At 48.6% G+C, this 10,872-nt stretch carries 9 protein-coding genes; 7 read left to right on the forward strand and 2 right to left on the reverse strand.

The window, feature by feature from the left end; all coding sequences use genetic code 11:
* From A3GG_RS0109515 to A3GG_RS12265, 5 genes are all read left to right on the forward strand, one after another.
* The coding region (locus A3GG_RS0109515; protein WP_018359063.1) for a transposase at window positions 1-277 on the forward strand (277 nt) is incomplete at its 5' end.
* Window positions 274-1,614 carry a TonB-dependent receptor gene (locus A3GG_RS0109520; RefSeq protein WP_018359064.1) on the forward strand — a complete coding sequence of 447 codons (1,341 nt, stop codon included), beginning with the start codon at window positions 274-276 and terminating at the stop codon, window positions 1,612-1,614. The genes A3GG_RS0109515 and A3GG_RS0109520, both read left to right, overlap by 4 nt.
* A gap of 32 nt (window positions 1,615-1,646) precedes the next feature.
* Window positions 1,647-3,146 (forward strand): PepSY domain-containing protein, encoded by a 1,500-nt coding sequence (locus A3GG_RS0109525; protein WP_018359065.1) that lies wholly within the window; start codon window positions 1,647-1,649, stop codon window positions 3,144-3,146.
* A gap of 345 nt (window positions 3,147-3,491) precedes the next feature.
* A complete protein-coding gene (recJ, locus tag A3GG_RS0109530; protein WP_018359066.1) occupies window positions 3,492-5,246 on the forward strand; it encodes a single-stranded-DNA-specific exonuclease RecJ in 1,755 nt (584 codons plus the stop codon).
* Entirely contained in the window at window positions 5,224-7,176 is a 1,953-nt protein-coding gene (locus A3GG_RS12265) for a RecQ family ATP-dependent DNA helicase (protein WP_018359067.1), read from the forward strand. The genes recJ and A3GG_RS12265 overlap by 23 nt, the downstream gene beginning before the upstream one ends.
* Here the strand turns inward: A3GG_RS12265 and A3GG_RS0109540 are convergent.
* Window positions 7,130-7,948, reverse strand: a complete 819-nt coding sequence (locus A3GG_RS0109540; RefSeq protein ID WP_018359068.1) for an META domain-containing protein — start codon at window positions 7,946-7,948, stop codon at window positions 7,130-7,132. The genes A3GG_RS12265 and A3GG_RS0109540 overlap by 47 nt on opposite strands.
* A 1-nt stretch (window position 7,949) precedes the next feature.
* Complete coding sequence (locus tag A3GG_RS0109545) at window positions 7,950-9,266, reverse strand: UDP-glucose dehydrogenase family protein (RefSeq protein ID WP_018359069.1); 1,317 nt, start codon at window positions 9,264-9,266, stop codon at window positions 7,950-7,952.
* Window positions 9,267-9,379: 113 nt separating this feature from the next.
* Between A3GG_RS0109545 and A3GG_RS0109550 the strand changes: the two genes are divergently transcribed.
* Both A3GG_RS0109550 and hpf read left to right on the forward strand, forming a co-directional pair.
* Window positions 9,380-10,369 (forward strand): tyrosine-type recombinase/integrase, encoded by a 990-nt coding sequence (locus A3GG_RS0109550; RefSeq protein ID WP_018359070.1) that lies wholly within the window; start codon window positions 9,380-9,382, stop codon window positions 10,367-10,369.
* Complete coding sequence (gene hpf / locus A3GG_RS0109555; RefSeq protein WP_018359071.1) at window positions 10,338-10,628, forward strand: ribosome hibernation-promoting factor, HPF/YfiA family; 291 nt, start codon at window positions 10,338-10,340, stop codon at window positions 10,626-10,628. The genes A3GG_RS0109550 and hpf overlap by 32 nt, the downstream gene beginning before the upstream one ends.
* Window positions 10,629-10,872: the final 244 nt, after the last annotated feature.

Genomic DNA, 10,872 nt, shown 5'->3' on the forward strand with positions numbered 1-10,872 from the left:
AACCATTAATGAGGCAGAGGGAAAATTAAACAATTGGGTGTCAATGGCATTAGAAACAGCTTCAAAACCTCTAATGTCATTAGCGAACACAATCAATGCAGCTAAAAAGGAAATACTCGCATGGTATTATGGACGGCTATCAACCGCCAAAGTGGAGGGAATAAACAATAAGATTAAAGTGATGAAGAGAAATGCTTACGGATATAGAGATGATGAATATTTCAAACTAAGGCTTTTTGCTCTACATGACTGCCGTATCACACGAAATGTCGGATGAACCAGAAAAAGTATATCGATCTCGATCATATCGTCCTCGACTTCCCACTCCGCTTTCAGCACGTGGCGAAGACCTTCCAAAACCATATTGACCTCAACGGACGATTCAATCTAGGCAGCATCAAGAATAAATTTATGGTAGGGGCATCCTATACCTTCCTTGATCGCCACTCCTTCCAGGGGTACAACGTATCGGACAAGCCCTATAGCCCCAATACCTTCGGAGACCATGACGTCTACGGTCCTGGCGTAAATACACCCATCAATGTGTACGACCCACAGAGTGCCGGACCTATCTACCAACGCCTCAGTACTGCCGCCAAGTTTCACACACAAGTGATTGGCGTCTTCATGCAAGACATGCTGGAATTCACCGAGACACTCAAAGCCTTCGTAGCACTACGCTACAACAACTACTCTATCCGTCACTTCAAGGGCTTGGAGGTTGTGGATAGAAAGCCTGAGTATAAGGGTGGAGAAGTGGCAGACAACCTCACTTACAATGCTCTTACCTATCGCTTTGGCTTGGTATACGAACCTATCAAGGACGTCACACTGTATGGTAGTTATGCTAACTTCTTCCTCCCCGACCGTCGCTCTCGCACGCCAAACCCTAAGGTAATTTACATCAATAAGGAAGGTAAGATTATCGACCAGCAGACTGCCGACTTCTCAAAGTCTATCTTTGACCCCACCACAGGTTATCAAGCAGAGCTAGGTACCAGCTTCACAATCAATGAGAACTTCGAGGGTCGCCTCTCAGGTTACCATATCCTCCAGAAGAATCTCGTACGCACCATCGGCTATGTTCCAGGCACAGATGAGAAAGGTAAGGAGATACAGAAATCTGTTACCGCACAGTGTGGCTCTGTATTATCTTCCGGTGTAGAAGCCGAAGTCACCTACTCACCGCTTCACAACCTATCTCTATCGGCTGGCTATGGCTATAACCACTCCAGATATGGAGAGGTAGCACAGAATGAATTGGGCTTGAAGGGAGCCGACAAAGGCAACCTCCTCAACCACATTCCGCAGCACACATTCTTTAGTTATGGTAGCTACACCTTTGTAAAGGGTGCTCTAAGTGGCTTAAACCTCAATTACAGCACCACCTACACAGGTAAGATGTACCGTGACTTCGGTTCCAATCTCTCGTTCGATCCCTACTTCCTACTCAATCTCGGTGCGAGATATACCGTAGCAGATACAGGTCTATCCATCGGTCTTATGATGAATAATGTACTGGACAAGAGATACTACGCACAAGCATTGGGGACTCAGCTTATCCCTGCTGAGCCTCGTAGCGTGAAGCTCATGCTCAATTACAAGATTTGGTAATACCCCCCAATTAATAGAATACATTTATCCTTATGAAGATAACTCGACTAATATGGAAGTGGGTGCTAGAGTTGCACCGATTCCTTGGCACCCTACTATCAGCATTCGTGCTCATGTGGTTTCTCAGCGGTATGGTTATGCTCTACCAGCATTATCCACGTGTGGGCGATAAAGAGCTACCCCACATGACCTCTTTGCCTGCCGAGATTACAGACTCCATCACTAGGCTTCCAGGTCAGGTATCTTCATTGACCTTGGCTGTAAGCAATGGACACCCCTCGTTCCGTATCTGGAGCGAGGAGGGTGATCCTTTGCTCCTCGATGCCAAAACGCTAGTGGAGATAGATGGGCACACTACCCTAGAGGAAGCCAGAGAAAAGGCAAAAGTATGGTACCCCGAAATCAAGAGTGAAAGAGTACTTGACCACTTGGAGACTTTCGTACCACTCCCTCACTTTCGGAAAGATTTACCTATCTACCGCTTCGACCTCGCAGACGAGGCAGGCACTATTCTCCATTACTCCAGCCAGAGTGGCGCTCTACTCCAGTCCACTACACGCATGGAGCGCTTTTGGGCATACCTCGGACCTATTCCTCATTACCTCTATATATGGCAGTTGAGACAACACCGAGACACATGGATTCATGCCATAGAGTGGATAGCTGGCATAGGAGCGCTCATGTGCTTACTAGGTATCATCATCGGATGTGCTATGTACCTCAAGGTATGGCGCAAGAGGCACAAGTTTGCCTCACCCTATACCAAGAGCAAGTGCCTAAAGTGGCATCATATAGCAGGCTTTTTCTTCGGTTTCTTCGCCTTTACCTTCCTCCTCTCCGGGGCGCTTTCGTTTGGCAATCTCCCCGAGGGGCTGAAGCGCAAAGAGGCTAATCCCGACCTGATAGGTGCGCTCTACACTCAGCCCGATGTGGTGGTAGACAGCCTTCTGAAGAGCGATTTGGATTTGCTCCTCACCACCTTCCCCGAAGGCATCAAGCAGATTGAGGTCTCCCGCTTCGGAACTAAAAATATCTACGATGTAGCCTTTAGTGACGAGAGGAAGCCACTGATGATAGAGGGTGGGCAAGCTCTGCCACTCCATATTACGGAAGAGGAGGTTATGGAATATGTATCCAGCCATACTGATAGTCCTTTCACCCTAGAGGTAATCGATAAGTACGATGCCAACTACTCTAGGAGAGGCAAACAACAGAATCTCCCTGCCTACAAGGTGACACTTCAGGACGAAGACCAACACCTCGTATACATTAACCCCAAGACCGCTGGTATAAGGGTCTCCAACCTCAGCACACGAGGCGAGAGATGGATATTCCCTAAGCTCCACAACTTCAAGATGGGGGGCATCCTCTCCAATAATGATACAGTGCGAAAGGCGCTCATCTGGATTCTACTACTCGGTGGTACGGTATTGAGTGGCACAGGGGTATGGCTCGGAGTACGTTACTTTAGCAGAAAACTCCGGTCTGTAAGACGAATAAAACGCTCTCAGGCGAGCGCCCGTTGCGACTAGCGCAAGTAGGTAAATTTATTCCTAGGAATAAATTTATTTTTCTGTACAAATAAAAATATTTATCTCTAGGAATAATTTTATTTATTCCTAGAGATAAATATTCATAGTCAGGCGAGCCACATGCAACGCATTAGGGACGACAATCAAGGGGGATATAGGTGTATGACAATTGACCCAAGAGGGGGCAGTGTTAAATAGGCACAGGGTGGAGACCTGTATAATGCATGTTTGCATCATTGGCTACGCAAATAAGGTTTCCTCCCTCCCCCTTATCCACTCTCACCCCCCACGCAATGCAGCTCTGTATATATGCGGTGTCGGCAAAAAAGTGTACCTTTGTGTGATATGGGTCTTGATTGGAAATACAACCCTCTAAGTGAGGATGAAAGGGGACTGGCAAAGGATTTGGCAGTTCAGGCTAAGCTATTGCCGCAAGTGGCAGAAATGATTATGAAGCGAGGGGTAAGAGACTCCGAAGCTCTGAGTCGCTACCTAAAACCTTCGCTCAAAGACCTTCACGACCCATTCCTCATGCCGGATATGGACAAGGCGGTATCGAGGCTGAATAGGGCTATTGGCAATAAGGAGAAAATCCTAATATATGGTGACTACGATGTAGACGGTATCACTGCCGTAACACTCGTATACATGTACTTCCGATACATCACAGCCTCTATTGACTACTATATCCCTGATCGCTACGAGGAGGGCAGCGGAATATCCAAGCAGGCTATAGAATTTGCGCACAAAGAAGGCTTTACCCTCTTTATCGCACTCGACTGTGGCATAAAGGCGAATGATATGGTGGCTTATGCCAAGAGCCTAGGGATAGACTTTATCATCTGCGACCACCATGTGCCAGATAGCGATCTGCCGGAAGCCGTTGCTAACCTTAATCCTAAACTCCCTGGCTCACCCTATCCTTTCAAAGAGCTCTCGGGCTGTGGCGTAGGCTACAAGCTCCTTCAAGCCTTTGGGCACAATAATGGCAGCGATTCTAGGGTACTGGAGGGGATGCTCGACCTTGTGGCAGTAAGTATAGCGGCAGATCTTGTACCTCTGGAGGGGGAGAATAGAACCCTAGCCTACTTTGGACTCAAGCAGCTCAACCACCGCCCATCGGTGGGGCTCAAGGGGATTATCAATGTGAGTGGACTAGGGAGCAAGCAGCTGGATATGACCGACATTATCTTTAAGATTGGTCCTCGCATCAATGCCTCTGGTCGTGTGCAGAGTGGTAGAGAGTCGGTAGACCTTCTACTCACGCGTGATGCTAAGGAGGCGAAGGAGATGAGCCACCACATAGATGAGTACAATAATCAACGTCGACTCATAGACCACTCTATCACTCAGGAGGCCAATGAGATTGTGGAGAGCTTCACCGATATGCAAGATCGCAAGATTATCATTGTGTATGACCCTTCGTGGCACAATGGCGTGATAGGTATCGTAGCATCCCGACTTTCGGAGAAGTACAATAGACCGACTATAGTACTCACCGATACACAAGGGGATATGGTCAATGGCTCGGCACGAAGTGTGATGGGCTATGATATCCACAAGCTATTGGAGGGAAGCAAGGAGATACTCGAGAACTTCGGTGGGCACCCCTACGCAGCAGGGCTAACGATTCAGAAGAAGCACCTACACCAGTTCATCAAAAACTCTACCGAGATGGCAGACCGAGAGCTGACCATAGAGGACTTGATGCCGAAGCATGAGATAGACTTGCAACTAGAGCTGCAGGATATCTCGGCTACGCTAAGGCGACAGATTAAGCGTATGGCACCATTCGGTCCGGGCAATGAGAAGCCACTACTGTGCACCAATGGCGTGGTGAGCGTTACCCCTCCACGACTGATGGGGTACAAGAAAAGCCACCTCCGGCTAATGGTTTCTAAGCCCAATGAGATGCCTATCTACCAAGCTGTGGCATACAACCAAGCAGAGCTTCTTCCACTAATCGCCAAGGGTAAGCCCTTTGATATCCTCTACACGGTAGAGGAGTTTTACCGCCAAGGAAAGCACGGTATCCAGCTCAATATCCAAGATATCCACATAGAGGGGAGAGAGGGATATGAGACCCCTACGAACAAGTAACGCCACACCCAAGGAGGTACTAAAGGAGTACTGGGGCTATGAGCACTTCCGACCTATGCAGGCGGAGGTGATTGGGAGTATCCTAGAGGGGCACGATACACTGGCACTGATGCCAACGGGTGGAGGCAAGTCCATGACATTTCAGGTTCCTGCTATGCTCTGTGAGGGAGTAACGATAGTGATATCGCCCCTTGTGGCGCTAATGAAAGACCAAGTAGATAACCTCAGAAAGCACAATATTAGGGCTGGCTACCTACACAGTGGACTACGACGTGGCGAGATGCTAGCTATCATGGACAATTGTACGTATGGGTATTATAAGATCCTCTACGTATCGCCGGAGCGTCTCTCCAACCAATTATTCCTCAATCGTATTGGCTCATTGGATATCTCCTTTGTGGTGGTAGACGAAGCCCACTGTATTAGCCAATGGGGTTACGACTTCCGTCCAGACTACCTCAGGATAAGCGAGTTCAGACACCGTATCCCCGAGGTGCCCCTCCTTGCACTTACTGCCACTGCAACCTCGCAGGTAGTGGAGGATATACAGATGCGCTTGGAGTTTAGGGAGGGAAGCAAGCTATTCAAGAAGAGTTTTGCTCGTAAAAACCTCTCCTACGTAGTACGGGAGACCTACGATAAGCCACGCGAACTCGTCCACATCCTAGGGAATGTGGAGGGTAGCGCACTGGTGTATGTCCGAAGCCGCAAGAAGACAAAGCAGATATCGGATCTCCTGAGGGAGTTCGGCATGAGTAGCGACTACTTCCATGCGGGTCTGCCTACGGAAATCAAAGCACAGAAACAGAATGCTTGGCAAGCTGGGCAAACCCGAATAATGGTCTGCACGAACGCTTTTGGTATGGGTATTAATAAGGAGGATGTGCGCATCGTTATCCATCCGATGGCACCTCCTGCCCCTGAGTTTTACTACCAAGAAGCGGGGCGAGCTGGACGAGACAACAAACGCGCCTTTGCCGTGGTACTTTATACCCCATCGGAAGACGAGAGGCTTCTGTACGGGATGCTAGAGCGAGCATTTCCGCCAGAGGAGGTAGTACTACAGGTCTATGATACTCTGGGCACCTATTTCCAATTGGGCGAGGAGAGTGGAGAGGGTGCGCTCTATGAGTTTGACCTCTTCGACTTCTGCAAGCGCTACAGAGTACCGAGCCACGTGGTAACGGCTTCGCTATCTATCTTACAACTCTCGGGCTATATGGAGTACCTCGAAGACCACGAGATGGCGAGTAGGCTTATGATTACTACCGATAGGAATAGCCTATATACCCTATTCACAGACCAAGAGGAGGTCTACGATGATGTGCTGGAGTACCTGATGCGTAAGTATCCAGGGCTATTCACCGAGTATGCTTTTATAGACGAGCAGCAGATATGCAATGCTCTGGGATTGCGGCGAGAGGGACTGGTACAAGTACTAACGAACCTACGCCGTTGGCATGTTATTGACTACATCCCTGGGAAAAGGAGCAATTACATCTGCTATCTCAGGCAACGCATCCCAGCTAAACGCCTCAGGATTCCTGCCGGTATTTATCGAAGCCGTTACCAAATGGCGCGTAAGCGGGTGGATGCCATGATAGAGTACATGGCTACTCAGGCAGACTGCCGAGCCAAGCACTTAGTTGGCTACTTCGACGAAGCCGACCCTCTGCCCTGCGGGTATTGCGACCTCTGCCTAAAAAAACAACCACCCGGTCTATCACATCGTAAGATAGACCAGGTAGAAGAGTATCTGCATGAGCACCAAACTACAACTATCGGAGAAGTGGCAACGGCTCTTTCCTTTTCCGAAGAGCTCGTCCGGCAAGCTATGGACTATCTAATCTCCGAGCACCATCGCCTACTGCTCAGTGGTGATGCTATTCTTTACGGCGCAGCAACAGGATCCGAGTATCATCCTCTCTGAGCAACCACACCAAGCCATTCTCCAATACGCCGTAGTGGTTTACCTGCTTTAGAGCAAAGGACATCGCAATCTCTTTGCTCATATCTTCGCAGAGTTGCCTAGTAGAGAAAATATCCTTGAATCGGATAAGGTTGGGTGCACGTAGCTCAAATTGGGCACCAAAGTCATTGCACCCAAGGTGCCCCAGTACCTCCTTCTTGGTCATGTCGAAGATGACATAAGGGAGGGTGCTCTGGTTGTTGCAATAATTGGTATTCCCGATACGTACCACCTCCCATGTACCAGCTAGGCTATCAACGGGTAGGGGCTCCACAAAAGGGAGCTCTAACTCCACAGCCTCAGGTTGGATGATTGGCGGAGTAGAGAGTTCGCTAGAGACCCTCGTGAGCCGTACCGCTACGGTATCGTCATCGGTAAGGAGCGATAGCTGAGTACCGTCACTTGAGATCTCAAAACCTTTAACTCGATTCAGAGAATTCTTGATGACCAACTCCTCCTCCACCCTATCGCACACAACGAAAGGGGTAAGTATCTCTCCCAGAGTAAGCTTACCAGGCTCCACATCAATAGATACAGAGAAAGGAGTGCAGCCTAATGTACCATAAGCCAGACGCTCCTCGGGGTCAATGGCAATAATAGCCTCAGGATTATTGATACCAAACCCACTTGCTTCCTGTACATTCCACGCCCCAGTAAGGTCCTTCACACTATGTTTATCGGTACAGCTACCAAATAAGAGCACTATAGCGAGCAGTGTAACAATCTCCCTCATATCACTTACGTCCAATACCTGTATACCTAAATCCTAAAGCCTCTAGCTCTGAAGGCTGGTAGATATTCCTACCATCCACCACGAGATTACCCCTCATTAGTTCCTTTACTTTAGACCAATTGGGGAGCCTAAACTGTTTCCACTCCGTGAGCAATACTACCGCATCAGCGCCCTCTACCACATCATAGATATTAGTGCCATACTTCACCGATTGAGGGAGGATACGTTCGGCATTTTCCATAGCAATAGGGTCGAAGGCATATACCTCTGCGCCCTCCAATACGAGGTGGGCAATCACTTCTATTGCTGGTGCCTGTCGCATGTCGTCTGTTTCGGGCTTGAAGGCTAGCCCCCATATAGCTATCTTCCTACCCTTAAGGTCTCCGAGATACGCCTTGAGCTTATCGAAAGGGCGGAGCTTCTGACGTTCGTTGGCTCTATGCACCCCTTCTATAATAGTCATCGTCACACCATGCTCCCTCCCTGTACTCGCGAGTGCCTGTACATCCTTAGGAAAACACGAACCACCATAGCCGCAGCCGGGGTAGAGGAATGCCTTACCTATGCGTTTGTCCGACCCCATGCCCTCTCTTACCAAAGAAATATCTGCGCCAAGCGCTTCGGCGAGATTGGCTAGCTCGTTCATAAAACTAATACGCGTAGCGAGCATAGCATTGGAAGCATACTTGGTGAGCTCGGACGATCGAATATCCATCCCTATTACACGGTAGTTATTAAGTAAGAAAGGGCGATAAAGCTTACCCATCAGCTCCTCGGCATAAGCACTCTTGTAACCAACGACTACACGGTCGGGGCTCATAAAGTCCTTAATGGCGGCTCCCTCCTTCAGGAACTCTGGGTTATTCGCCATATCAAGCGGCAGCTCTTCTAGCCCCCTCACCTTATAACCCTCACGGATAATCGCCTCCACCCTATCGGTAGTCCCCACTGGCACGGTGCTCTTGGTGACTACAAGTAGGTGCCTATTGGCAGTAGCTCCTATCTCTCTAGCCACCTCATAGACATACTTTAGGTCGGCCTGTCCCTCTTCGCCAGTAGGTGTCCCCACGGCTATAAAGAGCATCTCTACCTGATTGATTACCTCCGGCAATGAGGTATGAAAAGAGAGGCGTCCTTCCTCGGTATTCTTTAGTACTAGCTCCTCCAAACCTGGCTCATAGATAGGGATGACCCCTCTCCTAAGTGCCTCTACCTTTTCAGTATTAGTGTCCACACAGTAGACCCTTACCCCCATTTCGGCAAAGCAAGTACCACTTACTAGCCCTACATATCCAGTGCCTACAATCGCAATATTCATACGTATTATTATCTCTTTGGATTCTTCTACAAAGATACTAAATTAGACAGAGGCACGTAGATAGGATACAATTTGATTAAGTTTGCAAGGTAAGTAGTTTGGAATAGGAGAATATGAGTGAGCATATCCTTAAACGATTTGAGGGATACCTACGGTACGAACGAGGAATGTCGGAGCTAACACGCACGGCCTACCTCGGAGATATTGCGCTATGGTTGAAACTAGAAGGCAAAGCCGATATGGATGACAACGCTCAGCTCACTGACTTCCTCCTTAGCTTCGATAATCGCAAAGCACGTAAGTCGCTAATCAAACTGATGAGCAATGGCAATACCCCACGTAGTGTGAAGCGACGCCTGAGCGCTATTCGTGGGCTTTACAACTATCTGATGAAGATAGAGCTCATAGAGCGAAACCCATTCAAGGCAGTCCAAGTGCCCAAGGATGGACAATACTTGCCCACCTTCGTTAATGCTGATGTACTCACAAAGCGAATAGAGCAGCTGTATAAAGAAGCTGCCGAGGTCGACACTCTAGAGCAGCAGCGACTTGGATGGCAGCACGCCTTTATAGTAGACCTTCTCTTCCAAACCGGTATGCGTGAGGCGGAGCTTGTAGGACTCACCTTAAATAATATCGATACCCGTGAAGGGAGGTTAAAAGTACTTGGAAAGCGCAATAAAGAACGAATTATCCCCCTCGGTTCTTTGATTTGTGAGAAAATAAATCTATATTTGGGGTACAGAAGTCCATCGGTGGATGGGTGTGAGCAATTTCTGCTCGATGATAAGGGGAAGGCGGCTACCAGCCAATATATATACAAGGTAGTTACTAAGGCTTTGGCACCACTTCCGCAGTATTCGCGTAAGAGCCCACATGTGCTTCGTCACAGTTTCGCTACAGCAATGCTCAATAATGGAGCCGACCTGATGAGTGTGAAGGAGCTATTGGGACACGAGTCGATTTCGAGCACAGCGGTCTATACCCACACCACCTTTGAGGAGCTTCGCAAGATGTACAACGCGCACCCCCGTAGCAGGGGATGCACTAGAAAAGAAAGGAGAACCGACCATGAAGACGAGGGTACAAGCAGTGAATTTTGAGATATCTCAACAGCTGATCGATTTTGTGGAGAAGAGGGTAGGAAAGCTCGAGCGTTTCTACGCAGATATTATAAATGCGGATGTGGCGCTCACCGTAGACAAGAAAGAGCAAGCCATGAATAAGCGTGCACGCATAACGCTAGCAATAAAGGGACCAGACCTATTCAGCGAGAAACTCGCAGACACTTTTGAAGAGGCGGTAGTAGAGGCGTGTGAAGCACTGGAGAAACAGCTAGAGAAGCACAAGGAGCGTAAGTAAATACTAATTCATAATTATTATACTGAGGGCTACGTGATCGACGGACTGCGTAGCCCTCTAGCTTTCCCCACCCTACCTCTAATAGGGTCTCACAGTAGGGATTCAGCAATTGGCACATAAAAGAGCCTCATCCGATATTCTGCGTGATTGCGGTTACCGTGATCCCTTGAGACTCCTGCGTCAGCTTGTATACACCAATCATCTTGCGGGATGAAATCCGCAAGATATGGGCGACGGGGTTATT

The sequence above is a fragment of the Porphyromonas levii DSM 23370 genome, assembly GCF_000379925.1.
Lineage (GTDB): Bacteria > Bacteroidota > Bacteroidia > Bacteroidales > Porphyromonadaceae > Porphyromonas_A > Porphyromonas_A levii.

What these genes read in the sequence shown, in the direction of transcription:
- A3GG_RS0109550 (WP_018359070.1), top strand. Translation starts at nt 9,380, where the DNA reads ATGAGTGAGCATATCCTTAAACGATTTGAGGGATACCTACGGTACGAA.
- A3GG_RS0109520 (WP_018359064.1), top strand. Translation starts at nt 274, where the DNA reads ATGAACCAGAAAAAGTATATCGATCTCGATCATATCGTCCTCGACTTC.
- A3GG_RS0109545 (WP_018359069.1), bottom strand. Translation starts at nt 9,266, where the DNA reads ATGAATATTGCGATTGTAGGCACTGGATATGTAGGGCTAGTAAGTGGT.
- A3GG_RS12265 (WP_018359067.1), top strand. Translation starts at nt 5,224, where the DNA reads ATGAGACCCCTACGAACAAGTAACGCCACACCCAAGGAGGTACTAAAG.
- A3GG_RS0109525 (WP_018359065.1), top strand. Translation starts at nt 1,647, where the DNA reads ATGAAGATAACTCGACTAATATGGAAGTGGGTGCTAGAGTTGCACCGA.
- recJ (WP_018359066.1), top strand. Translation starts at nt 3,492, where the DNA reads ATGGGTCTTGATTGGAAATACAACCCTCTAAGTGAGGATGAAAGGGGA.
- A3GG_RS0109540 (WP_018359068.1), bottom strand. Translation starts at nt 7,948, where the DNA reads ATGAGGGAGATTGTTACACTGCTCGCTATAGTGCTCTTATTTGGTAGC.
- hpf (WP_018359071.1), top strand. Translation starts at nt 10,338, where the DNA reads ATGAAGACGAGGGTACAAGCAGTGAATTTTGAGATATCTCAACAGCTG.